The following is a 23,489-nucleotide window of genomic DNA, read 5'->3' as shown; positions in this document are numbered from 1 at the left end:
GAAGCGCCCCATATCGAGCGTGGGGGCCGCACTCGCAGAATCGCCGACTCAATCGAATACAAAAGATTGATCATGGAGCGCTGGAGTGAACGTGCCTTGCCTGCAACGCCCTTGGCCGCCAGCGGGCGAGATTCGGTGGCTCGGCGGTGGTCTGGGGATCTGGTCCCCGGCGGACAACTGAACCCATGTACTCGGTCGACTGCCGTTTCGGGGGTGCTCGCTCATGGGCTGAGGGGCGACATATCGCCCTTCGGGTCTACCGCAAGGAATTGTGACGTTTCTGGGCCCGTCTTGTGCCTGGAACTGTCGATACCGGCTGGGTTGTTGACGGCTTCTTGCGTAACGTATGGGCACGGAGTGATTAGGAGCGGTTACCTGATGCAGTTGGTGACTGCGGCGATGCTGTCCATCTCGCGGAGTCTGCGCAGGTTGGCTGGCGTTGGTTCAGACGTTCGGGGAGGCGTAGTGGCACAGCCAGCACGTGCGGGACGAGAGATGTTTTGCCATCGAAGCCGAATCCGTGCGGCAACCGGGGTTCTCGTTGCAGGCACCTTGATGGCTGTGTCTGCATGCAGCTCGGGAAATGGTTCAACCGACAAGGACTCCACGACTTCTCCGTCGGCATCGGCAAGCACACCGACGAAGCCGGTGGATCCGACGGAGCGCGCAAAGACCGACGCGATTGGCGTCTATAACGCGTACTGGCAGCAGATGCAGCTCGCTTACGCGAAGGCCAGCACTGATGGCACGGACATCAGGAAGTACGCGGTGAGCCCGGTGCTGAACGGGGTTGAAGATGAGATGAAGAACCTCCGGAGCGCTCACCGAATCGTCGTGGGTCAGGTCGGAGTCGGGAATCCCACCGTGACCAGCATCGCGCTCAACCAGAAGGTTCCCAGCGCCTCCATCTCCAGCTGCCTTGATATCGGCCACTGGGACATGGTCGACCAGGCCACGAAAAAGAAGGTGGCGCTGCCGCCCGAGCGTCGTACCAAGTACGTCACGTTGGCGACGGTCGAACGGTGGCCGGACGGGTGGAAGGTCATCAAGGACGACCCACAGGACCGGCCATGCTGAGGCGCGGTGCTGCCATCGCCGCGGTTGCTGTGACCGCTACGGCGTTGGCCGGGAGCGCCTCCGCATCAGGTCCAGGAACCGCCGGCGACTGCGGAAAGTACTTCTGTGTGGGCGTCCAGGTGCCAGGCCATCACCCTGGACCGAAGCCCGTCGGTTCCGGAGGATCAGGCGGCACTGGGCAGGGAGATGATGGCCTGGTGCACCCGGTGTGCACGTACAAGCCGACCAATCCTCAGCCGCCAGCGGGCAGCGCGATGTGGGAAGGTCACGCGCCGGGCGATGGCCTGGTGTATGACGAGCGCTGCGTGATCAGTCCGACGAATATCGTCAACAGGACAGTCTGGGCAGCTCAGCCGCCAACGGCCCCGGTGGTCGACCCGGCTGTTCTGGCCCAGCAGGCTGTGGACAAGATGCTGCTGCGCGGAGCGGACATCGGCATTACCCCCAAGCCGGGCGGTAGGGGCGTAGTGGGCATGCCGGTCTATCTCTGGACGACGAGATCCGCTGAGACGTACGGGCCGAACACGGCGACCGCGTCGGCTGGCGGTGTCACGGTCACCGCGACTGCGAAGGTCTCGAAGATTGTCTGGGCGATGGGTGACGGCCACACCGTGGTCTGTACGACGGCCGGCACTCCCTACCAGGCGGCCTACGGCAAAGCGCCGTCGCCGGACTGCGGGTACCGCTACACCCAGCCGTCTTCCACGCAACCGGGCGGCATGTTCCCTGTGACAGCAACGTCTACTTGGACCATCGACTGGCAGGGAGCGGGCCAGACTGGTCAGCTCACCGAGGTCCGCAACAGCGCCGTGAACATCACCGTCGCTGAAGTCCAGGTCCTCAACTAAACGCACTGCGCACCCCGAGAGGCCGAACACCGCATGGAACCCCCCGTCACCGCTCCGTCGGTGCCGCGCCCGCAGAGCCCGGGCCGTCCCGAGATCCCCATCACTACCGCGGCTCCGGTCAAGCGGGAGCGCCGGTGGGCTGTCGTCGCTTTGTGTATCGTCCTGGCTGCCCTGGCAGGGCTCGGTGCGGCCGCGGCTGTCACTTCCGCGAGTAACCGTGTCAAGGTGCTGGCCATCGCCCGCGATGTCCCGGCCGGCCAGACCCTTGTCGACGCCGACCTGGCCGTGGCTGAGGTCTCCGCCGATAGTGCACTGACCCCAGTACGGGCGACTGACCGCAACAGCGTCATCGGCAAGCGGACCGCCGTCGACCTCCGCAAGGGCGGCCTGCTGACCAGCTCCCAACTCGGGGCCGGCACCGGCCTGGGTGACGACAAGCAGCAGGTCGGCGTGCAGGTCAAGCGCGGCCAGAGTCCCTCGGGAACGCTCGCAGCCGGAGACAAGGTCCTCGCCGTGACCACACCCGCCCAGGGTGACCAGTCCAACGGCAAGAACGACAGCCCGCCCTCAACCATCACCGCCGTGGTCGTGTCGGTCTCCCGCCCCGACGCGTCCGGCACAGTCGTCGTCAACCTGGCAGTAGCTACCAGCGATGGGCCGCTGCTGGCGACCCGTGCCGTGATGGGTCGCATCGCGCTGGTCCGTGAACCGCGGAGCAACTGATGCCGGTTACCGCGCTGGTCTCCGCCAAATCGGGCGGTGTCACCACGACCGCCCTTGGGCTGGCTCTGGCCTCCACGCGCCCCTCGCTGCTCGCCGAGTGTGATCCGGCGGGCGGCACGATTCGGGCCGGCTTCCTCCAAGGCCAGGTCGGCGCCGGCTTCGGGCTGTACCACCTGGCCGCCGCTGAACGAACGGGCCCGGAGGCGATGGCCAACGCGTTCGCCTCGCACCTGTGGGCGATGGATGAGGCCGGTCACCGCCGGTTGCTGCCCGGTCTGACCGACCCGGCGCAGGCTGCTGCGCTGAGCCGGACATGGCCGGCCCTGTCGGATGTCCTGCATGTCATGGCCGCTGAGGCCGGTTACCACGTCTTCATCGACGCCGGCCGGCTGGCGTTGGAGTCCGGGCATCTGCACCCCACCTTGACGCCGGCGCCGTTGCTGCACCGGGCCGACCTGGTGCTGTTGGTGGTCCGGGGCACCGATCAGTCCCTGACGCTGGCCCGGCATGTGATCGAACCGCTCCGCGCGGAACTCGAGGAGCACGGCACCGGAGCCGATGCGCTCGGGCTGCTGCTGATCGAGGAAGCCTCCTACCGGGCCCATCAGGTCGCTGAAGCCCTCAAGACACCGGTGCTGGCTGCTCTGCCGTGGGACCCGGACACGGCTGGCTACCTCACGAACGGCGGGCGCCCGCCACGCGGCCACGCCCGTAGTCCTTTCCTGCGGCACGCCCGCACAGCCACCGAGCAACTGGAAGCCGCCGCGTCCCGGCGCCGCATTCATCAGCAGCTGCCGGCCTGGCAGGGCAACCCGCAACTAGCTGGGGCCCTGCAGCGCCTGACCCAGACAAAGGGGCTTGGACGTGGCTGACACCCACCAGCGGCCGGGCCTCAACGGTCACCCCGCACCCATGGGCCGCGACGAGCTCGCCAACCTGCTCACCACCCACATCGGAACGCGCCGACCGGATCCGGCTCAACCTCACCCACTGCCCGAGCAGCCCGCGCAACCGGCAGCGGCCGGGCCGGCTGCGGTGCCGCTCCTGACGGATTTCCCGGGCGGGCTGCCGGTCGGTTGGGACGTCATCGAGGACCTGCAAGTAAAAGTCTCCCAGCAGCTCAGCACTCGGGACCCCAACCGGACTTTGGCCGAGGACGACCGGCGTGCCCTGGCCCGGTCCCTGGCCACCTCCACGGTCGCCGAGTGGGGTGCCCTGTACGCCCAGGGCAATGCGCCGCTGACCGCCGAGCAGGAAGCGGTCATCGGGACCGCCGTCTTCGATGCGATGTACCGCGGCGGTCGGCTCCAGGCGCTCTTGGACCAGGAGGGTGTCGAGGACCTGATGGTCGACGGCACCCGGGCGCACGTCGAGTACTTCGACCGGCCGCGGCAAACCATCGAGCGCGTCGCTGATACCCATGATGAGCTCATTGCTTGGGTCAACCGGATGGCGGGGCTGTCCGGAAACGGCGAACGCGCGCTGACGCAGGCCTCGCCCATGGTCGGGTTCCGGATGCCTGACGGATCGCGGGTAACGGCTTCGATGCTGACCAGCCGCCCTTCGGTGGTGATCCGCAAGCACCGCATCCGGCAGCACGGCATGAGCGAACTCGTCCGCTGGGGCTCGATCAACCCGCTGCTGGAGCGGTTTCTGATCGCCTGCGTGCACGCCCGGATGAACATCCTGGTCGTCGGGGACATGGGCGCCGGCAAGACGTCCTTGCTGCGCGCGCTGGGCCGGGAGATCCCGGAGGCCGAACGCCTGGTCACCCTGGAATCAGACCGCGAACTGTACTTGGACGAACCCGGCCCGAAGCCCGGCCCGGTGACCTTCGCTTTCGAAGCCCGGTCGTCCAATGGGGAACGCACCGGCGACAACCGGCTGGCCGGTGAGGTGACCCTGTCGGACATGTTCGCCACCGCGCTGCGCTACAACGCCACGCGCGTCATCGTCGGTGAGGTCCGCAGCACGGAGATCGTGCCGATGTTGCAGTCGATGTCTGCCGGTGGCTCCGGGTCGATGTGCACGATGCACGTGCGGCGCCCGCACGCCATCATCAGCCGCCTGGTGCAGCTGTGCACCGAGGCCGGGATGGTCAGCGAGGCCGCCCACCACCTCATCGCCTCCAGCATCGACGTGGTCATCTACCTCACCTATCTCGATGAGACCGGCCAGGGTGGCCGCAAGCACCGGTTCGTGTCGCACATCTACGAGGTCCAGGATGTCGTTGGCGAGGGCGGCCGCCCTACCACCAGTGAGCTGTTCGCCCCGATCGGCACCGAACGCCGGGCGCTGTACCGGAGCATGCCCAGCTTCATCGACGACCTGGAGCGCACCGGCCAGTTCGACCGCAGGTGGTTGACCGACAGTCCCCATGGCGCCTGGGGACCAGCCCTGCAGACAGTGAGCCCGCGATGAACGTCTTCTGCCTAACGCCGCGCACCGTCCTCCCGGATCTGCTCGCTGACACCTTCGCGACGGCGGTCTGCATCCAGGACCGGTCGTCGGATTCCGGCCGCAGCGGAGGTGCCTGGTGACCACGTCTCAGCTCGCTCTGGTCGCGGCCAGCTGCTCGGTCCTGGCCATCCTGGCCGTGATCCTGCTGATCCGTGAGGTACGCGGCCATGTCCCGAACCCCGCGAAGCCCGCATCGCGCACGACGGGACGGTTCCGCCGTGCCAAGGCGGAATTGCCCGAGGCGTGGCGTGCCCGCTGGCGTCTGCTGGTCACCACCTCCGGCATCGTCACCGTGTCGGTGTGGGCGTGGACCGGGTGGCCCGTGCACGGCCTGCTCGCCGGCGCGGCAGTCCTCAGTCTGCCCTTCGTCCTCAACCCGGGCACCGGTGCGAAGTTGCGCATCGAGCGTCTCGAGGCGCTCGGGCAATGGCTCAACCACCTGGCCGGCGTGCACACCGCCGGCATCAGCCTGACCCAGACCATCCGCGCCTCGGCGAAGAACCCGCCCGCCCCGATCGCAGTCAACGTGCGGCTGCTGGCAGAGCGGCTGCGCAGCGGCGTCGACGCCCAGCGTGCCTTCGCGCAGTTCGCCGATGAACTCGCCGACGGGGTCTCTGACCACGTGGTGCTGCTCTTCCAGTCCCACGCCGTCTACAAAGGCCCGGGTCTGGCGGATGCCCTGGAGGCGCTGGCCGTCACCATTCACCAGCAGGCCGCTGACGCCCGCAATGTGGAAGCGGAGCGTTCGAAGGTCCGCAAGAACTCCCGCATGGTGTCCGTCGTGATCTGCGTGGTCGTGATCGGCTGCATGCTCAACGGCGCCTGGTCCTCCTGGTACCAGTCGCCGGCCGGGCAAGTCGTGCTGGCCGCCCTGGGCGCGATGTTCGCCTGGACGCTGTCGTGGCTGCGCCGCATCGCCCGGACCAAGCCCGACCCGCGGCTGCTGGATCCGCTGCCTGCTCACCTCACCACGCTCGGAGGGACGCAATGATCCCGGTGCACGCAGTCCTTCCCGCGGCCGCAGCCGGCGCTCTCATCGGGCTCGCCGTCCGGGCTGCGATGCCCGCCCGGCCCGACCTGGCCAGCGCCCTGGACCGACTAGACGCCAGCAAGGTCACGGTCGGACCCTCCTCTGCGGACACCGCCCGCACCGGCACGCTGCCCGAACGCATCGGGGAGCGCCTGCTGCGGGAGTTCGGCGGCCGCCTCACCCTGCCCACGAAAGACCTGAACCTGCTGCGCAAATCGCCGGCCGAACACCTCGGCAAGCGATTCCTGTTCGCCCTGTACGGACTGCTGCTGCCGCAGCTACTGCAAGCGCTCCTGGCGGCGACCGGCAGCCCCTTCCACTTCATCGCCTACGGGTTCGTGTCCTTCGGCTTCGGCGCCCTGTTCTGGGTGTGGCCCGGCAAGGAGGTCGCCCGGGACGCCGCCGCCGCACGACTGATCGTGCGACACGCCGCCGCCTCCTATCTGGAGCGTGTCGCGCTGGCCCGCATCGCGAACTCGGGCGCCGCCCAGGCGCTGACGCAGACCGCGGAGGTCGGCGACGGTTGGATCTTCGTGCGGATGCGGCAGGTCTTCCACCAGGCCGATCTGTCCGGCATCACCGTGTGGGATGCGCTCAAGCAACTCGGCGAGGAACTCGACATCCCGGAACTGACCCGGCCAGCCGACACTCTGGCCCTGGCCGGCGACGGGGCCGCGGTCTACGCCACGCTGCAGGCCCAGGCGCGGCAGCTGCGCATCGCGCTGCTGTCCGACGCCAAGGCCGAAGCCAACGCCGCCAGCGCGGTGATGATCCTTCCCGTGACCGCCGGCGTGATCCTCATGCTCACCTTCGTGATGATCCCCATCACGATCACCATCCTCGGCAGCTGACCGCAAAGGAGCGAACGACCATGGACCTGGTGCCTTACACCGCGTGGGCCCGCAGCCGCTACGCGGTGCTCACGGCCGACCCGGACGCCGGCCAGACCAGCACCGAGATCACGCTCCTGATGGGCGTGATCCTCGGTCTCGCGATCCTGACGCTCGCGATCTTGATCATTTTCATCGGTATCTGAACTCCAAGGAGACGAACCACCATGGACCTGACGACCCTCACCGTATGGATCCGCAGCCACTACGCGGCCCTCAAGGCCGGCCGGGACGCCGGCCAGACCAGCACTGAACTGGCCCTCATCGCCGGCGCCCTCCTGGTCGGCGCCGGCCTACTGGTCGTAGCGATCCGCGGCAAGCTCCTGGAGAAGATCGGCATCATCAACGGCGGATGAGATCAACAGCGACCAGCACACGGAGAGGGGAACCCAGTGATCGCCCGAATGCGCCACCGGCGGCGGCCCATTGCCGCGGGCCTGCGCAGCGACCGCGGCTTCGCCAGCGTTGAATTCGCGACCCTGGCCGTCGTGGTCCTGGCCCTGATCTTCACCGCGCTCCAGGTCGGCCTGTACTACCACGCCCGGAAAGTCGCCCAGTCCGCCGCCCGACAAGGCGTCGAAGCAGGCCGCGCTTTCGGTGCGACCCCCGACGACGGAGTGCGCCAGGCCGACGACTTCCTCTCCAGATTTGGCAACAGCGTGCGGGACGCGCAGGTCTCCTCCGCCGGCAGCACGCCGGAACAGATCCGCATCACCGTCACCGGCCACGTCGCGACGCTGGTGCCCGGACTCGAACTGGACGTCACGCAATTCGCCGACGGCCCGGTCGAACGCTGGACGACCCCATGACCCTCCCGCACCCCGCCCGGAGCCGCAGCGACTACCGCGACCGGGGCAGCTACGCGTTGGAGACCGCGGTCCTGGCGCCCGTCATCATCGGCCTTCTGGGACTGATGATCGCCTTCGGCCGGGTCGTCGATGCCGAGGGCGCCGTGGACTCAGCGGCCCACGCCGCCGCACGCGCCGCATCATTGGAGCGCGACGGTGAGCACGCCCAGTCCCAAGCGCAGACCGCGGCCGACCGCAGCCTGGAAGGTGACGGCATCACCTGCCAGACCTCCAGCGTGCTGGTGGATACCGGCGGCTTCTCCCTGGACGTCGGCACGGAAGCCACCGTCACGGTGACGATCTCCTGCACCGCCAACCTTGCCGACATCGGCCTGCCGGGCCTGCCGGGATCCAAGACCCTTACCTCCACCTGGACGAGTCCAATCGATACGTACAGGGGCCGGCAATGATCCGTACGCTGCGCCGATGCGCCCAGCGGTGCCGCCCGGCGGGAGACCGCGGCTCCATGTCCCTGTTCTTCGCCGTGGCAGCACTGGCGATCTTCATGGTCATGGGGCTGCTCGTGGATGGAGGCGGCGCACTGAACGCCGCCAACCGCGCCACCTCCCTCGCCCAAGAAGCCGCCCGCACCGCCGGCGAACAACTCGACCCGGCCCAGGCCATCGAGGGCACCGCCATCACCATCGACCCGGACGCCGCCCGCACCGCCGCGCAGGACTACCTCGCCGCGGCCGGCGTGCAAGGCGACGTGGAGATCACCGACGGCGGCCGAACCCTGAGTGTCCACGTCCACAGCACGTACCAAACGCTGTTCGCCTCCATGGTCGGTAAGTCGACGATCAATGTGACGGGGAGCGCGACAGCCCATCTGCAGACCCAAGCTGGAGGTTGAGCCGCACCATGGCCCCCCATACCCCCGGACCGCTGCGCACCATCGGCGTCCTGCTGCGCGCCCTTGCCGGCCTCGCCCTCCTGCTCGCCCTGATCGCCGGCGTCCCCTACGCGCTCCTGGCGATCGGGCACCAGCCCACCGAACTGTCCGGCGGCCTGGACCTGCTGCTGCGCCAGGACGACGGCACCTTGTTCCTGGTCGTCATCACCCTCCTGGGATGGGGCGCCTGGGCCGCCTTCACCCTCTCCGCGCTGGTGGAGCTCGTGGCGGTACTGCGGCGCCGCTCCGCACCCCGGATCCGCGGCCTGAGCGGAATGCAGTCCCTCGCCAGCTTCCTCATCGGCGGGATCGTGCTCCTCGCACCGACCGCCGCCTCCGCCGCGACCGCCACCCACGCCGCGGCCGTCAGCGTGACGCAGAGCGTCACCCAAGGAGAAAGCAGTCCAAGCGCTTCCGCATCGTCCGCTGCCGCGGCAGATGACACGCATTGGCTCACCCACACCGTCACCTCGCCCACCGAATCCCCCTGGGACCTGGCCGAGCACTACCTCGGAGCCGGCCAGCGGTGGAAAGACATCGCCGCGCTGAACCCTGAGATCCCCGCGCTCGCTGCCGGCGACGGCTACCTGCCCCAAGGCGCCGTCATCAAGCTACCCGCCGATGCCCGCCCCACCACACCCTCCACCAGTTCCACCCCCAGCGCCGACCCGCTCCCCACTACCCAGGCGGAGAGCCGGGAGCAGACGCAGGCGACGCCCATCAACAGCACGACGACGCCGACCACCGCCCGCACCGGGCCAGCAGCGCCGACCACTTACGTCGTCGTGCCCGACGACTCCCTCACGCGGATCGCGCAGGAGCGGCTCGGCGACGCCGACCAGTGGCCGAAGATCTACGACCTGAACCGGGGCCACCTCCAGCCCGGCGGCCACCATCTGACCGACCCCGACCTGATCTACCCCGGCGAGCACCTGAAGCTGCCCGCAGCGGCCGGGACCACTCCGCCCTCGGCCCCGGTCACACCCCATCCGCAGCAGAAGCCCTCCGCCCCCACCGAGCAAGCCCCGACGCACGCGCCGACCGAGCACCCTGCTCCCGCGCCGTCCACGACTGCCCCGGACAGCCCCCAGCCGTCGCCGAGCACGCAGTTGCCCCAGCCGAGCGCCACGCCGTCCGTGCCGGCCACCCGGGCGCCTGCACCGAACGGTGTCCCCTCCCCCGCCACCTCGGTGCCAGCGGGCACCACCACGGCGGAGAGCACGGCCACCGGCAGCCGGATGCCGGTCTACGCGCTCGGCGGCGGGCTGCTGGCCGCAGCGCTGCTCACCCTGCTTGCCACCCGCCGCAAACTGCAGCAGCGCCGACGCCGCCCCGGCCGCCGCGTCCCGCTGCCCACGGGCAGCGCGGCCGCCACCGAGAGCGCCCTGCGCGCCACCGAGAACCCCGACGGCGCCGAGTTCATCGACGCCGCGCTGCGCACCGCCGCCGTGCACCTGGCCGCCGCGGGGCGGGAACTGCCCGAGCTGGCCGCCGTGGTGTACGCCCCGGCTACGGGTCTGCTGCTGCATCTGGTCGCAGCCGCCGCACCGGTGCCGCCGTTCGTGGTTGCCGATGAGGACCTTCGCCGGTGGCACTGCCCAGCCGACACCACGGAGCTCCTGGAGCCAGCGGACACCCGCACCGTCGACGCTCCCTATCCGGCGCTGGTCACCCTCGGCGGGGACGCCGCCGGCCACACGGTGCTGGTCGATCTGGAGTGCTACGGAGCCGTGCAGATCACCGGCCCCGACCGGCTACCGGTCCTGCGGGCCTTGGCCGTGGAGCTGGCCACCTCGCCGTACGCCGACCACCTCGACATCGCTGCGTTGGGCGACGCGGCCTTCGCCGGGCTGCCTGCTTTGCTCCCCGAATGGTTCGCCGCGCCCGTCGATGTCGCGTCCACGCTGCGGGCGGTAGCCGCCCACCACACCGATCAGCAACAGGCCCTCGCCGCCGTGGGCGCCGACAGCCTGCGCCAGGCCCGGCTCGGCGAGGATGGCGCAGCGTCCTGGACCCCGTACCTGCTCCTCGCCGCCGACGACCTCAGCCAGCACGGTACGCACGCGCAACTCGCTGCCATCGCCGACGCGCACCCCCGCACCGCCACCGTCATCATCACCACCAACGACCCGGGCACTGGTGCCACGGCCCTGCCGTCGGCGTGGACGATCGATGCCTCCCCCGCCGCCGTGGTGCGGCTTCCCGGCACCGACATCGTCTGCACTCCGCAGGCCCTGTCCGATCAGGACTACGCCGACGTCCTCGAACTACTGACGCTCTCCGATGAAGCCGCCCCCGACGTGCCGGCGCGCCCCGTCCCTGCGCCTGCTGTTGCTGTGGAGTCCGGCCCGGCCGAGCCGCAGCAGCCCGCTGTGGCGGTGCCGGCTCCGTACCACCGTGATCCGCGCGTGCACGCGCGGATCACCGATGATGACTCCGTCCTCTCCCCTACTCCATCGTTGCCTTCTCCCCTCGTGGTTCCGGACGCCAACGACCTCGGCGGGATCGGCCAAGACAACGACCGCGGACTGCTGGCCGGCCTCGCGGATTTCGGTGGCGACCTGGACGACGAGCCGGAGCCGACGTTCCCGGACACCGGGGAGACGACGCCTGCCGGCAGTCCGATCGCCGCCCCGCGTGCAGCGGCCGAGCCCGCCCCGGAACCCGAAGCCAAGGAAGTCCTTCCTGGTCCGGTCATCCAGGTGCTGGGGCCAGTGGATGTGGAGGGCGCGCAGGGAACCTTGGAGACGAAGCACCGCCGCACCTTGACGGAGCTCGCCGCGTGGATGGTGCTGCATCCAGGCCTCGACCACCGCGCCTTGGACGAAGCGCTGTGGCCCGGCAAGGACGTCGACCGCAAATCCCGCAACCCGTGGATTAGCCGCCTGCGCGGTTGGCTCGGCACGAGCGCCGACGGTGCCAAGCACTTGCCCCTCATCGCCAACACCGACGACGCCCGCTACCGGTTCGCTGACACCGTCAGCTGCGACTGGCACCGGTTCCAGAACCTGGTAGCCGTTGGAAAGCGCGCACAGCTGGCCGACGGCGACGCGATGTTGCGCACCGCGTTGGAACTCGTCCGCGGCCGGCCGTTCGCTGCCGTCCCGCCGCGTCGCTACCACTGGGCCGGACATCTCGCCCAGGACATGATCGACGCGATCATCGACGCTGCCGCGACGCTGGCCGAGCGGCGTCTGCAGGCTGCCGATCCGCGGAGCGCGTTGTGGGCCGCGACCAAGGGACTAGACGTAGCGATGGAATCCGAGCGGTTGCACCGCCTGGCGTTCCAAGCGCACCACGCTCTCGGTGACTATGAGGGTTTGGAACGCGCAGCCACGCAGCTCGAGAAGCTGTGCGATGAGCTGCACTCCGATATGGAGGACGCCACCGCGGAGCTCCTACGGACCCTGCTGACCCCGGCGTAGTAGCAAGGGGGATTGCACGGCGCTGACCTGCGGTGCAATCGACCGGTGCAAGCATCTGTGCAACCGGTCCCCCAGGTCCTGCAGCGCCGACACAGTCGTCTTCCGCCGCCTCTGCGTCTGCTGCGCAGCTGGCACTCGTGACGCGGGTGCGGCTCACGGTCCTCGGCGCGCAGTAGTGCCTCACCCGCGCTGGGCACTGCGCAGCCTCTGCGCGCATGACGGTTGGAACGTCGTCGAGTGCGCAGCGGAGCTGACGCGGCCGTCGGTGGATTGCGCAGTGCGCAGGGCCGCGCCATCGGTCGATTGCGCAGTGCGCAGAGCCGCGGACCGGGGGCATTGCGCAGTCGGTGCGGCTGATGCGCGGCGTTCCAACGGTTGCGCGTTCCAACGCCATCCGTGTTCCAACGCCGTACAGCCGGTGCGTTGGAACAGTTAGTCCGCCGGTTGGAACTCGCGACGGACGGCCCCCAGGTACTTGCGCGTGGTGCCCTCCGACAGGCCCACCTGTTGTGCGAGCCGGGGCGCCAGGGCGTTGTCGGACTCCGCCCGTTCGGCCGGGGTCATGCGCGCAAAGATCGCTCGCACCCCCGCCTTGCCCCGCAAGAGGAATGCTTCCCGGTCCTCTGTCGTCGCGACGGCGGAGCGAGTGGCCGTCGCCGCAGACGTACCCATCGTGCTGGCTTCGGTGGGCCGATCCGGTACCCGGGAGTGCACGGTGGACGCCCTCGGCGCGGTGTGCCGGGCGGGCGGCACCCCGGCGTACCGCGGTTGCGCACTGCGCAGTTCCTGCTCTTGGAACTGCGCAACGACAACTGCAGCGTCGCCCCGCGATTCGTTCCAACCGTCGGCGCGTTCCAACTCCTCGGTCGACGGCGCCGCGGCCGGCTCGCCGGGATGTCCGCGCACCTCCTGGACCGGTACTGCTCCGCTCGGCGTCGCCGCGTGCTGAGGTTCCCCGTCCTGTTGCGTCTCCCCCGCCGCTGCGGATTCCTCGGATTCCAGGAGTTCCAACGCTGCGGTCTGGCGCGGGCGCAGGACGGCGGGAGCATCGATGCCGGCCGCCGCGAGGCCAGCTGCTGCTGTCTCCGTCAGCGGTACTCCGAAGCGGGCGAGCCGCAACGGCATCATGGCCTCAATGGGGGCCCTGCGGCGCCAGGCCCGCCCGTAGCGGGCTTGAAGGCGCGCTTGGTAGACGAGACGGTCCTGTTCCAGGCGGATCACCTGGTCGTAGGAGCGCAGCTCCCACAACTTCATCCGGCGCCACAGCTTGAAGGTCGGGACCGGTGCGAGCAGCCACCGCATGATGCGCACCGACTCCATGTGCCGGTCGGCGGTAAGGTCCGCGATCCTGCCCAGCGCATGCCGCCCCGCTTCCACGGACACCACGAACAGCACCGGGATGATGCCGTGCATCCCGACGCCGACCGGGTCGGGCCACGCTGCGGCGCCGTTGAACGCGATGGTGGCGGCGGTCAGTAGCCAGGCCGTCGGGCGCAGCAGCGGGAACGGGATGCGCATCCAGGTCAGCAGCAGGTCCAGCGCCAGGAGCACGACGATGCCGGCGTCGACGCCGATCGGGAAGACATTCGCGAACCAGCCGAAGCCCTTCTCGGCGGCGAGGTGGCGGACCGCCGCGTATGAGCCGGCGAATCCAATGCCGGCGATGATGACCGCACCGGTCACCACCACCGAGATCAGAATTCGGTGCGCGCGTGTCAGCGTGATGGGCGTCGCCTTCCCCGCAGTCACGTGCTGCCACCCCTCCTGCATCAGTGTGTTACTCCTGAACGGTCTTCACCGTCTCACGACGGATTGCGCGCCGGGCCTGTTCGGGGCGCTCATGGCGCGGATCGTCAGCGAAAAGTGATCACTGGGGGAGCAGAAAGGAGGCGGGCCCGCCCGGGCCCGCCTCCTTGAGTGCCTAAGTCGCCCAAATTTGGGTGACTGCGCTACCGGTCTCCGAGCGCATCCTGGGCCGCGTTGAGGATCGTCGTAGCGGCAGCAGCGATCCCCTTCAGCATCTCCGGGGAGGCGCCTGCCAGCTTGCCCTCGATGCCGTGGCTCAGCTCCGTGAGCGCCTCATTGATCGCCTGAGCCCACTCCTCGTCGACGATTTCGGCGTCCACAAGGTCGGGTTCTTCTGCACGGTCGGCGTCATTCCCGTCACCCAAATTTGGGTGATCCGGGAGTCGCGAGCCCTCGGGCGCCGAGGAGTCACCCAAATTTGGGTGACTCGCGGGGTTGGGGCTATCGACGTCCTGGGGACCGCCGCCGACCGCGGCCGTCGCGGCCGGGGGACCGGCCTGGTCAGGCAATCCGGCGTCAAGGGCCTTTATGCGGGCGACGAACTCGGCGACGGGAAGCGGAGTATTGGACGGTCGCCCAGCGATCGCCGTCTGCTCGATCATCGATGTCAGGAGAGTCGCCGTCACGCGCTGGCCGTTCTCCTGCGCCCAGGCGCGCAGCTTCACGTACCCCTGCGCAGTTCCATCAAGATCGAACTGCGGCACCAGGGGGAGCAGGGCCCGGACGTGCGACGCCGGGACCATCCGGGGAGTCGCCCAAATTTGGGCGATCGCCCTCGCCAACGGGTACTCAAGGATCATGCGGTTGGCATCGGACTCACTCAGTCCGATCTCCTCGCAGTACTCGGGCCAGGTCCTGCCGTTCTCACGGAACAGCTTCCGCTCCCGGAGTGCGTGCAGGGCCACGCCGCGCATCCACTGCGCCTGATCGGCATTGGCGAACGCACGCTCACACCGATCGAGTTCGTCGCGCTCTTCGGCAGACATCTCTCCCGACGCATCGACAGCCTCCGTCGACGGCAGCAGATCTGCCGTAAACGGCTGCGGGCGCCGCGCGGCCGGCACCTTTTCGGGAAGCACCGCCGGCGCACCACCGCTTCCGCCGGAATCGGATTCTGTGCCCGTGGGCGGTACGGCGGGGGGTGCATCAGTTCCCGCTGCGGCTGCTTCGCGGTCAGCCTGGGCCTTGGCGTCGCGCCTCTTCTGCTGCTCTGCCCTCAGCCGCTGGGTATGCGTCTGGCTCACTTCAGCAGACCCCTCTTCTCGAGCTCGGTGACCAGCTGACCGAACGGGCCCTTGCTGGCGCCGGTGATGGGATAGCTGACCGACTGGCCGAACTGCTCACTGCGGGGGATCACCGTAGTGAGAACGTTCCAGCCTTCGTCTTCCATCATTCCGCGGTAGATGCCCGTGGAGCTGGCCCCGGTGACGCTGCGGTTGAGCAGCACCCAGGTGGGAGGCGCCGTGCGGTCAGCTCGGAGGGCGGCACTCATCTTGATGACGTCGCTGATCTTCGTCTTGTCGGGCGGGTCCACGATCCGGTCGAAGTCCGCCTTCGTCGGAGCCATGTGCAGGATTACCAGGTCTGCCACGCGCAGGACGGAGTTGGTGATGTCGGGATGGTTTTCGGTGTGGCCGCAGTCAACGATCGCGATCTTCCCGTCCGGCACCGTGACTTCGGTGTGGAACTTGGCAGTGGCCGCTGGGTCGACGGGGAAGGCGAACTCTCCCGACACGCTCCATGCGTGGAACTGCTGGCTGTGGTCAGCGTCGAACCCAACTACGTCGTAGCTTTGCTCTGCTTCCCGCAGGGCATGCGCCAACCATCCGGAATTGGTCGTCTTGCCGCCGGTGCGGGGGGACACGTTCGCGATGAGCATGGGTCGACCCTAACGGCCCGGGCGAGATCACCACATCCACCCCATCCGGTCGGACCGCAGACGTGACCCCCACAGTGGCGGCCCAACCGCCCAGATCGCTCATATGGCCCAATCAACACCCGGCACCGAGGCCTAGATTGGCTGTGCGGCGCCCTGACGGCCTCGGAGGGCCTGCACCGTCGCGCCATACCGGGCAGTGGGAGATCGGCCCCGCACGGCACCGTTCTAGGCGTCGCCTATCGACCGGTTCGCGATCTATTTCCGATTCATCTCACCTGATCGTTACGAGCAGGTCGACTTGCTTCGCGGAGGGCACATCGTTGACCAACTTCGCCGAGCCGCTCCTCGATCACAGCGCAGCAGCCCACCGACGCGACTCCCCAATTGGGGAGTCGCGTCTCGTAGGCCACGACCAAGGCGAGTGAAGTCCCGAAACGCAAAAATGGCCCGGCCTCGGTGATCACCGAGGCCAGGCCATTCGTCTGGGAGGGTTGGCATCCGAGGCGGCCGGGCGCGAAGCCGGCGGCCGTCCCGGACCGTCGTGTTTTTCGGATCAGGGCTCGAGGGTGGGGGTCAAGAGCTGTTCGGCGGCGGGCTGCACGGTGCTGGCGTCGCCTCACTGGTCTCGATCTCATACAGGGCGGTGGTCATACGGTGGTCGCTCCTTCGACAGCGGCGGCCAGGAGCGTGAGGGCGTCGGCCTCGTACGGGTCGGTGAACAGTTCGTGGTCGCTGACGTCGAACGGCGCCGGCCGCGCGTTGACCCTGAACCCGGGCACGACGGTGGTCTCCCGGCCCTCCAGCGCGGCGGTGAGCCGGTCGGCGTCGTGGGAGGCGTGCCGAGCCTGGGTGTAGGGACCGAGGCGCAGCAGGGTGTAGCCCTTGCCGTCGGGCTTGCGGGCTTCGATGTAGGTGGCGTAGTGCGCCGGTTCCATGCCGACGTCGTCGGGTAGGTCCAGGCCCGCTGCGGCGTGGGTGAGCATCGCGTAGGTCGGCTGCCAGACACCGAGGATCGTGGCGGTCTCGCAGCGCAGCCATCCCAGCTTGCGGTAGCGGTCGGCGTAGGGCGCGTACGAGCCGCTGGGGTGTTGCAGGGCGACAGCGATGATGTCGGGGCCGTGGTCGTCGCCGGGTCGGGTGTGGGCCCGCTCGATGAACGGACCGACCCTCACGGCGACATCCTGGCAGTGGCCGGGCGTCCAGGGCTCCGGGTCGCGCAGGGCGGCAAGCATCGCGCGGGACTGGTCGACGACGGCCTGGTCCTCGGGGGTGACGTCGCCGGGGGCGGAGGCGTGGCCGCAGCGGCGGAACATGCGACGGATCATCGGGCGATCTCCTTCTTAGGGGTGTCCGTGGGCGTCTTGAGTGCGCGCGGAAGATGGGCGCGCTGGGCGGCGGTGTACTCGTCGGCGGGGCAGGAGCCGCGGGGGGTGCCGGCAGGGAACGACTCCGGGACGGTGCGCTGGTCGGGGATGGCGGTCGTCATCGGGGGCTGCCGTTCTCCCAGGCGTCGATCAGGTCGCCGATCGCGTCGGGGCTGGCTGCCTCGCCGACCCACGTTCCGGACACGGTGAACACCGGCACGGCGTCGCGGTCCGCGTCGAACACGCTCACGTAGTCACCCCAGCACTCCAGCACCAGGCCGTACAGCATGGGAAGCGGCGCGGCCTTCAGGACCTCCAGTGCGTTGACGGTGAACCGGGGCGGGGCCTTCGGGTCGTCGGGCTGGACGGCGGTGCCGGTAACGCGCAGCAGGTCGCCGGGCTGGATCTCGCGCAGCAGCACATCGGTGATGTGGGGGTCTGCGGTGGTGCAGGCGTACACGGTGTCGGGGGCGATCTGGTCCGCGTCGGCGGGGGAGTGGATCAGGTCGAACGTGGCGGTGCCCCCGCGGGTGCCGGGGCCGGGATCGCGTCGACGTAGCCGTCTATGGCGAGGTGCGTCCGGGAGTTCATCGGCTGGTCTCCGCCAGGGTCTCGGTGGCGTGGGGGGAGCGGGGTCGGGGGGTGCGCTGCGCAAGGACCAACAGCTCGCGGTTGCGCTGCTGCTGGGCGGGCGTGAGGGGCCGGGCCTTCGGGCCGTCTCGGTGCCAGAGCGGCGAGGCGGGCGGCTCGGGGTAGGCGAGGTGGTCGACGTCGTGCTGCGGGGTGCTGCTCATGACGGGGGCCTCCAGGTGGAGGAGTTCAGGCGTGGTTGGCGTCGCGCCGGCGCTTGGGCTGGCCGTCGGAGGCGAACCTGCCGAAGCGGGCCTCGGTCGGGTTCGCGGCGATCCAGTCCTCAGCGCACACCTTGTGGGCGGGCTCCCCGGAGTGGGAGCGCAGCGGTGTGGGCTGTTCGCACAGCGCGCAGGGGCGGTCCTGCCAGCGGTCGAAGTGCTGGCCGTCGCGCCGGTCGAGAAGGCCGCCGGGGAGCGGGATCAGGCCCGGCTCCCACAGCGGCTTGTCTCGTTTGCGGGTCCCGGCCGGAAGTCGGGCAGCTGCTGGAGCACCTGCTCCAGCAGATCCGGCGACGGTTTCCAGGGCACGACCTGCCCGCGTGCGGGGATGGGCAGGGGGAGTTCCTGGACGTCGGCGAGCACCAGGTGCCACTTGCCGGGCTGTGCCCATGGCGAGCAGAGCTGTGTTCCTGCGGGGTCTTGGTGGCAGTCGGTGATCCGGGCGATGCCGACCACCGCGCCGGTCACCAGCTCCCGGCCGCGGATCGTGCGGCCGATCAACGGGATGCGCAGGGCGGGCTGGTCGACGCTCTTGCTCGCGTGCAGCAGCACCCACCCGGGCCGCCACCGCCCGGGCCGGTTCTCCACCGTCTTGGCACCGGTCAGGATGCACGCGGCGTGCGGCTGCTTGATGCTGATGCCGCGGATCCAGTCGCCCTCGGGCAGGGCCGCGACGCTCATGCGGCCCGCCCCCACACGCTGGTGCCCGGACGTCCGGCCCGGCGGCCGTTGATGGACGGCACCGTGACGTGCTGCGCCGTCGCGAGGACCGCCCGGCCGGTGTGCTTGCCGTCGTAGAGAGCGGCGTCGGCGGCCCTTTGCAACACGGTCAGGTCGCGGGAGCCGACCGAGGCGGCGACGTCGACGGTGGTCCCGTCGTCCAGGGTGACCGGGGTGTGGAGCATCCAGACCAGCTGCTCCAGGCACTGCGCGCGGCGGTCGGCGGTCAGCTCCAGGACCACGGCGAACTCATCGCCCCCGAGCCTGCCGACGGCCGCGCGCGGGCCCGCCCACGCGGTGAGCCGGGCGCCGATCGACGCGAGGACGGTGTCCCCGGCCGCGTGCCCGAGGCCGTCATTGATCCGCTTGAAGTGGTCGGCGTCGACGATAACCATGGTCGTGTCGTCGCCGTGGCGCGCCAGGAGCCGGCGAGCGCGGGTGGTGTAGGAGTCGCGACGCAGGAGGCCGGTCAGCGGGTCGCGCTTCGTGGCGGCGAGCTTCTTGTGCAGCGCGACGGCGTGCACCACCCAACCGGTCAGCGGCACGGCGGCGGTGGTGATCAGAAGGGTGCCCGGGCCGAACCGGCCCGAAGCGTGCAGGACGGAGTCCATACTTGGGATCTCCCTCTCGTCTCGTACGGGATGGGGAGCCCGGGGCAGGCGACGGTTTCGACGCCTATGGCGCCTGTCCCGGGGCGAATTCAGATCAGGCTGTTGGGGTTGACCCACGCCTTCGTGGTGGCCTTGTGCCAGTCCAGGACCCAGTCGGTGCGCAGGCCGTGAACGGCCCATCCGTTGCTGGAGTCGTCGGGGGCCGGGCGGCCAGCGGACACGTGCTGCACGGCCCGGTCGTAGGCGCTGTGCGCGGCGGCCAGGGCCTCGCGCTCCCCGGCGGCGCGGCCGGTGAAGACGTGATGGCCTCGCCGGTCCTGGTCCGTTGCGTGGTGTATCGGGACGTCGACCTCGTATCGGCGCATGACGTCCAACTCCTTCCGTGTTGAGGGACCACCGCGACCGCCCCGGCCTCCGTCGATACGGAGGCCGGGGCGGCACGGAACGTCCGTCACGCCGGCAAGGGCGGGTCAGAACTCCAAATGGATCGTGATGGGCCGCCGGGAGTCACCGGCGTGGGTGTGGACGGTGCGGCGGTGCGCGGTGAGGCCGGCGCCCCCGCCCTGGATCGGCAGGTAGCAGTCCGGGCAGCCGCGGACCCAGTCATCACCGGCCGGGAGTTCAGCCGGAGTGAGCGGGTGCGGGTGCGGGCCATCGGCGGCGCGGCTCACCGGCCCTCGCCTCCCGCCGGCTGCCGGTCGGCGAGGGCCAGGAGCTCCGCGGCGAGTTCCGGCGCGGCCAGGATGGTGCGCAGGATCGAGGCGAAGCCGGACCGCTCGGTGGCGTTGAGCCGGTCCCACACGGCGTGGGCGTCACCGTGGACGCCGACGGCCTTGAGGTAGGCGTCCTCGGTGGTGGCGGTGTGCTCGGTGCCGCAGCGGCCGCACCGGAGGACGGCCTGGTCCCAGCCGCACGCGGGGGTCTTGGTGCTCATCCGCTGATCGCCTCCAGTGCCTGCGCTTCGAGGTCGGCGCGGCCCTCGGGGTCGTCGTCCTGGAGGTCGTGGTCGGCGGCCTCCTGGTCGAGGTCATTGGGCCCGCCGTGGATGGTGCAGCGCACGTCCGGGTCGGTCATCAGCTCGCCGGTCAGCGCCCGCAGAAGGTCGGTGACGTTGTAGGCCGGGGCCCACGCCTTGCCTTCGCATTCGGCGTCGGCGGCGCAGCCCACGAGGATCTCGAACCCGATGTCGCCCTCGCCGTCGATGTCGTTGCGCTGGGCGAGGACGATGCGGTCCGCTCCGAGCCCGATCTCCGCGACGCGGTCGCCGCCGGCGAGCTGCGAGCCGTCGCGCCAGCGCCACATCGGCAGGATCTCCGAGCCGAAGGTGCGGCGGACCAGGAGCAGGTCGCCCAGGCCCTCGCCGTCGTCCCAGCCGAGATCCGCGCGCCGGGCATCGCTCAGCGGCTGGAGCAGCGCCTGGAGGCGGTAGATGTTATCCGCGACGACGACGTGATCGAACCCTTCGGCGGGCAGGCCGGGGAACGCGTCGACCATCGCGGCGTGCTGCGCGCGGACGACCTGTTCGGGCACCCGCCGGTTCGCGGGCCGGCCTTCCTGACGCTCCACGCACACGGAGAGCGGGGTCGGGACGACCAGGGCGACCGAGGGCACGCCGTGGCGGCGGGCCGTGGCGATCAGGTCAGCGCGCGGCCGACTCGCAATTCGTCGCGTCGAGGACCGTCATCTTGCGGCGGGTGAGGCGGGCCTCCAGGACGGCCTGGAGCGCGAACACCGCGTCACCGGTCGATTCCTGGCAGCCGCCGTCGTCGCTGACCATCGCCCTGAACCTGTCGAGCTCCAGGACCTGCGTGGCGGGCCAGGTGCTCGCCCACGTGCTCTTGCCCGACCCGGCCGCGCCGATCAGGCACACCAGCGAGGGGTTCGGGATCGTCGTGTCGACGGGCAGCGCGTTTTCGAGGCGGAAGGTGGTCATTCGGATTCTCCCTGCGGGTCAAGAGCACGGGTGGCGTAGTAGGTCTGCAGACCGGCGTTCTCGGTGATGAGGGCCGCGGCCTCGTGCAGCGGGCACGACATCTCGCCGTCGCGGTCCGGCTCGATCCGTCCGGCGGCCTGCGCGGCGACGGTGAGCAGCTGCGCGAGGGAGCCGAAGACGCCGTCCTGGCGGTGGTCCTCGTGGTGGAGCTCGCGCAGGATCTGGGCGAGCTCCTGGGCGCCGATCTCGCCGGACAGTTCGTCCTCGATCTGCTGGAGGGCGAGCTGCACGATTCCGGCGGAGGCGCGGACGCGGTCCAGACGGGTGCGGCTCACCGGCGGCCGCCGGGGCGGGTGGTGAGCCAGGTGGTGACGGCGGCGGCGCCGATGCCGATCGCGCGGTGGAGAGCGGCGTCCAGCTCCATCCACGCACTGCCCGGCCCGTTGATCTCCTTGGTGACCGTGCCGTCGTCGTCGAGGCGGACCGCCTGGCAGTGCTCGATGTACCCGGTCTTGCCGGTCTTCTTCGCCAGCCACAGCAGTAACGCGCCGCGGTCGATCGCGGCGTGTGTTCCGGCGTTGATGGCCGCGCCGGCGAGCAGCGCGGTCGGCGTGATGCGGTAGCCGAACGCGCGGGTGATCGCGATGGTCGCCCCGAGCTGTACGGCGGTGTACGACGCGACATGGCAGGCCACGGCACGCCTGCCGAGGGAGCTTGCGGTCCGGGTCGGCTCGTTGTCGCGGTCCGGGTCGTCGGGGTCGACAGCGCATCCGTCGGGGTAGACGAGGTGGTCGCCGTAGAGCCGCTTCCGCGAGGCGGTCTTACTGCCCTGGACCCAGTGGTCACAGGCAGGGTGCAGCTCGCCGAAGGTCGCCAGCAGGGTGCCGAAGAGGGCCAGGCGCTCGGTGGTGTTGGGCGGTCGGTGCATGGTGGGTTCTCCTGATCTCGAATGCGGGTGAAGGGAGCGGGGCGGCCGGCCTCCTTGCCGATGCTGCGGTCGACCCCGTGTGCGGCTCCGCCCCCGGCCTGCGCGGCCGGGGGCGGAGTCCGTAGGCGCGCGCTGGGCTCAGCGCGGGATGGGGCAGAGGGTGAAGCGCAGTCCGTTGGATCCGGCGTCCGTCGCGGTGAGCAGGCTGGGCTCGTTCGCGGTGAGCCGTGCCATCGCTCCCTTGATCCAGGCGGTGGTGCGCTGGAGGTCGACGCGCTGCGCGTGGAAGTCGGCGATGTGCACCCGGACCTCGTGACGGGAGCGCAGGTTCCACAGGTGGTTGCGGATCATCGCGTCGGCCGTGGCGTCGTCCGGCCGGGCCGGGATGCCGCGGGGCATCGCCCGGCACGCGGCGGCGTGCGCGTTGGCGGCCGTCGCGGCGTCCGTCTCCGCCATCGGGTTGTGGGCCGCGTTCGTGGACGCGCGCCAGGTGCAGCCGAGGCAGGCTGCCGCGCAGGTGGCGGTGGCCCGGTCGGCGTCGGCGGCGTACACGAGGATGGTTGCGCCTTCCAGCGCCCGGTAGCGCTGGGAGACGATCGTGCCCTCCGGCGTCCAGGTCTCAGGGGCGGGCGCGGTACGGGTGAACAGTGCCGACATGGGGACTCTCCTTCGAGGGATTCGTTGATCAGGCGGCGAGCCGGTGGATGACCGGGGCCGTGGACGCGAAGTAGCTGCTGGGGTCCACGGGGGTGCCGTCGAAGCACTCCAGGCAGCAGCCGAGCTTCTTGGAGAGGCAGAAGTAAAAACGCCTCCCGCAGTCGCCACAGGTCTGGCGAGCTGCCATCGCCGCGTCCAGCGCCCATTCCTGAGCGAGCGTAGGAACGCGCTTGGGTACGGCCAGGTCGACGCGGAGCAGGAAGCCGCGGGTGGGGTGGATGCACGCCCACTGCGGCCGGTATCCGCACCACTTGCAGCGCAGGATCGCGACCGGCCCCTCGTTGCCGCCGGGGCTGAGGCCCATATCCCTGAGCTGACGCCTGGTGACCAAGCCGTCGGGGACAGAGCCGCGATCGAACTCCGAAAGCAGCGGGTTCGCAGATTCTGAGAGCTGTCTGAGCACGAACCCGCTGCTGGTTGGGGTGTTGGGGTGGGTGAAGCGGCGGGTTGCCGCTGTTATGCCTGGGTGGGGTCGATCGTGAAGCGT

The 23,489-nt window shown here is 69.9% G+C and carries 29 protein-coding genes and 1 pseudogene; 13 read left to right on the top strand and 17 right to left on the bottom strand.

All coding sequences use genetic code 11. From position 1 onward, the window contains the following. The first annotated feature begins 648 nt into the window (after positions 1-648). From O3X23_RS41475 to O3X23_RS41415, 13 genes are all read left to right on the top strand, one after another. The gene (locus O3X23_RS41475; protein ID WP_269279713.1) at positions 649-1,077 is read left to right on the top strand and encodes a secreted protein/lipoprotein; all 429 of its coding nucleotides are present in this window, start codon (positions 649-651) and stop codon (positions 1,075-1,077) included. A gap of 206 nt (positions 1,078-1,283) precedes the next feature. Continuing rightward, the gene (locus O3X23_RS41470; RefSeq protein WP_269279710.1) at positions 1,284-1,925 is read left to right on the top strand and encodes an ATP/GTP-binding protein; all 642 of its coding nucleotides are present in this window, start codon (positions 1,284-1,286) and stop codon (positions 1,923-1,925) included. A 33-nt stretch (positions 1,926-1,958) separates the two neighbouring features. Continuing rightward, a complete protein-coding gene (locus O3X23_RS41465) occupies positions 1,959-2,648 on the top strand; it encodes an SAF domain-containing protein (RefSeq protein ID WP_269279707.1) in 690 nt (229 codons plus the stop codon). Then, positions 2,648-3,520 (top strand): hypothetical protein, encoded by an 873-nt coding sequence (locus O3X23_RS41460; RefSeq protein ID WP_269279705.1) that lies wholly within the window; start codon positions 2,648-2,650, stop codon positions 3,518-3,520. The genes O3X23_RS41465 and O3X23_RS41460 overlap by 1 nt, the downstream gene beginning before the upstream one ends. After that, on the top strand, positions 3,513-5,069 hold the full coding sequence (locus O3X23_RS41455) for a CpaF family protein (protein ID WP_269279702.1): 1,557 nt from the start codon (positions 3,513-3,515) through the stop codon (positions 5,067-5,069). The genes O3X23_RS41460 and O3X23_RS41455 overlap by 8 nt, the downstream gene beginning before the upstream one ends. A 115-nt stretch (positions 5,070-5,184) precedes the next feature. Continuing rightward, positions 5,185-6,099, top strand: coding sequence for a type II secretion system F family protein (locus tag O3X23_RS41450; RefSeq protein WP_269279699.1), 915 nt, complete (start codon positions 5,185-5,187; stop codon positions 6,097-6,099). Then, positions 6,096-6,989: a type II secretion system F family protein gene (locus tag O3X23_RS41445; protein WP_269279696.1), complete on the top strand. Its 894-nt coding sequence runs from the start codon at positions 6,096-6,098 to the stop codon at positions 6,987-6,989. Before O3X23_RS41450 ends, O3X23_RS41445 begins: the two co-directional genes overlap by 4 nt. Positions 6,990-7,009: 20 nt before the next feature. Next, the gene (locus O3X23_RS41440) at positions 7,010-7,174 is read left to right on the top strand and encodes a hypothetical protein (protein ID WP_269279694.1); all 165 of its coding nucleotides are present in this window, start codon (positions 7,010-7,012) and stop codon (positions 7,172-7,174) included. Positions 7,175-7,195: 21 nt separating this feature from the next. Continuing rightward, complete coding sequence (locus O3X23_RS41435) at positions 7,196-7,384, top strand: hypothetical protein (RefSeq protein WP_269279691.1); 189 nt, start codon at positions 7,196-7,198, stop codon at positions 7,382-7,384. Between the two features lie 36 nt (positions 7,385-7,420). Next, a complete protein-coding gene (locus tag O3X23_RS41430) occupies positions 7,421-7,837 on the top strand; it encodes a TadE/TadG family type IV pilus assembly protein (protein WP_269279688.1) in 417 nt (138 codons plus the stop codon). Beyond that, complete coding sequence (locus O3X23_RS41425; protein ID WP_269279685.1) at positions 7,834-8,286, top strand: TadE/TadG family type IV pilus assembly protein; 453 nt, start codon at positions 7,834-7,836, stop codon at positions 8,284-8,286. Before O3X23_RS41430 ends, O3X23_RS41425 begins: the two co-directional genes overlap by 4 nt. Before the next feature lie 56 nt (positions 8,287-8,342). Then, on the top strand, positions 8,343-8,729 hold the full coding sequence (locus O3X23_RS41420) for a pilus assembly protein TadG-related protein (RefSeq protein ID WP_269279682.1): 387 nt from the start codon (positions 8,343-8,345) through the stop codon (positions 8,727-8,729). Between the two features lie 8 nt (positions 8,730-8,737). Continuing rightward, the gene (locus O3X23_RS41415) at positions 8,738-12,193 is read left to right on the top strand and encodes a LysM peptidoglycan-binding domain-containing protein (RefSeq protein WP_269279678.1); all 3,456 of its coding nucleotides are present in this window, start codon (positions 8,738-8,740) and stop codon (positions 12,191-12,193) included. Positions 12,194-12,625: 432 nt separating this feature from the next. Here O3X23_RS41415 and O3X23_RS41410 read toward each other — a convergent pair whose 3' ends face one another. From O3X23_RS41410 to O3X23_RS41330, 17 genes and pseudogenes are all read right to left on the bottom strand, one after another. After that, entirely contained in the window at positions 12,626-13,942 is a 1,317-nt protein-coding gene (locus O3X23_RS41410; RefSeq protein ID WP_269279675.1) for a DUF2637 domain-containing protein, read from the bottom strand. A gap of 200 nt (positions 13,943-14,142) precedes the next feature. Beyond that, positions 14,143-15,243, bottom strand: a complete 1,101-nt coding sequence (locus O3X23_RS41405) for a hypothetical protein (RefSeq protein ID WP_269279672.1) — start codon at positions 15,241-15,243, stop codon at positions 14,143-14,145. Next, positions 15,240-15,878: a plasmid partition protein gene (locus tag O3X23_RS41400; protein ID WP_269279669.1), complete on the bottom strand. Its 639-nt coding sequence runs from the start codon at positions 15,876-15,878 to the stop codon at positions 15,240-15,242. Before O3X23_RS41400 ends, O3X23_RS41405 begins: the two co-directional genes overlap by 4 nt. Before the next feature lie 647 nt (positions 15,879-16,525). Next, positions 16,526-17,203: a hypothetical protein gene (locus O3X23_RS41395; protein WP_269279666.1), complete on the bottom strand. Its 678-nt coding sequence runs from the start codon at positions 17,201-17,203 to the stop codon at positions 16,526-16,528. Continuing rightward, a complete protein-coding gene (locus O3X23_RS41390) occupies positions 17,200-17,364 on the bottom strand; it encodes a hypothetical protein (RefSeq protein WP_269279664.1) in 165 nt (54 codons plus the stop codon). Before O3X23_RS41390 ends, O3X23_RS41395 begins: the two co-directional genes overlap by 4 nt. Then, positions 17,361-17,702, bottom strand: coding sequence for a hypothetical protein (locus O3X23_RS41385; protein WP_269279661.1), 342 nt, complete (start codon positions 17,700-17,702; stop codon positions 17,361-17,363). The genes O3X23_RS41390 and O3X23_RS41385 overlap by 4 nt, the downstream gene beginning before the upstream one ends. A 127-nt stretch (positions 17,703-17,829) precedes the next feature. Then, positions 17,830-18,036, bottom strand: a complete 207-nt coding sequence (locus tag O3X23_RS41380; protein ID WP_269279658.1) for a hypothetical protein — start codon at positions 18,034-18,036, stop codon at positions 17,830-17,832. Between the two features lie 258 nt (positions 18,037-18,294). Beyond that, a complete protein-coding gene (locus tag O3X23_RS41375) occupies positions 18,295-18,774 on the bottom strand; it encodes a hypothetical protein (protein WP_269279655.1) in 480 nt (159 codons plus the stop codon). Then, entirely contained in the window at positions 18,771-19,424 is a 654-nt protein-coding gene (locus tag O3X23_RS41370; RefSeq protein ID WP_269279653.1) for a GGDEF domain-containing protein, read from the bottom strand. Before O3X23_RS41370 ends, O3X23_RS41375 begins: the two co-directional genes overlap by 4 nt. A gap of 89 nt (positions 19,425-19,513) precedes the next feature. Beyond that, complete coding sequence (locus O3X23_RS41365; RefSeq protein ID WP_269279650.1) at positions 19,514-19,789, bottom strand: hypothetical protein; 276 nt, start codon at positions 19,787-19,789, stop codon at positions 19,514-19,516. Positions 19,790-19,894: 105 nt separating this feature from the next. Further along, positions 19,895-20,095: a hypothetical protein gene (locus O3X23_RS41360; RefSeq protein ID WP_269279648.1), complete on the bottom strand. Its 201-nt coding sequence runs from the start codon at positions 20,093-20,095 to the stop codon at positions 19,895-19,897. Continuing rightward, entirely contained in the window at positions 20,092-20,358 is a 267-nt protein-coding gene (locus O3X23_RS41355; RefSeq protein WP_269279646.1) for a hypothetical protein, read from the bottom strand. Before O3X23_RS41355 ends, O3X23_RS41360 begins: the two co-directional genes overlap by 4 nt. Beyond that, positions 20,355-21,357, bottom strand: a pseudogene (locus tag O3X23_RS41350) (AAA family ATPase). Before O3X23_RS41350 ends, O3X23_RS41355 begins: the two are co-directional and overlap by 4 nt. Continuing rightward, positions 21,354-21,692 (bottom strand): hypothetical protein, encoded by a 339-nt coding sequence (locus O3X23_RS41345; RefSeq protein WP_269279643.1) that lies wholly within the window; start codon positions 21,690-21,692, stop codon positions 21,354-21,356. Before O3X23_RS41345 ends, O3X23_RS41350 begins: the two are co-directional and overlap by 4 nt. Beyond that, on the bottom strand, positions 21,689-22,285 hold the full coding sequence (locus tag O3X23_RS41340) for a hypothetical protein (RefSeq protein WP_269279640.1): 597 nt from the start codon (positions 22,283-22,285) through the stop codon (positions 21,689-21,691). Before O3X23_RS41340 ends, O3X23_RS41345 begins: the two co-directional genes overlap by 4 nt. Positions 22,286-22,423: 138 nt before the next feature. Continuing rightward, positions 22,424-22,942, bottom strand: a complete 519-nt coding sequence (locus O3X23_RS41335; RefSeq protein WP_269279637.1) for a hypothetical protein — start codon at positions 22,940-22,942, stop codon at positions 22,424-22,426. Between the two features lie 28 nt (positions 22,943-22,970). After that, positions 22,971-23,405: an RRQRL motif-containing zinc-binding protein gene (locus O3X23_RS41330; RefSeq protein ID WP_331284014.1), complete on the bottom strand. Its 435-nt coding sequence runs from the start codon at positions 23,403-23,405 to the stop codon at positions 22,971-22,973. Positions 23,406-23,489: the final 84 nt, after the last annotated feature.

Origin of the sequence: Streptomyces sp. H39-S7 (genome assembly GCF_027158205.1) — a bacterium.
GTDB lineage: Bacteria > Actinomycetota > Actinomycetes > Streptomycetales > Streptomycetaceae > Actinacidiphila.
The sequence above is the reverse complement of the archived record's forward strand: the minus strand, read 5'-3'. Positions and strand labels throughout refer to the sequence as shown.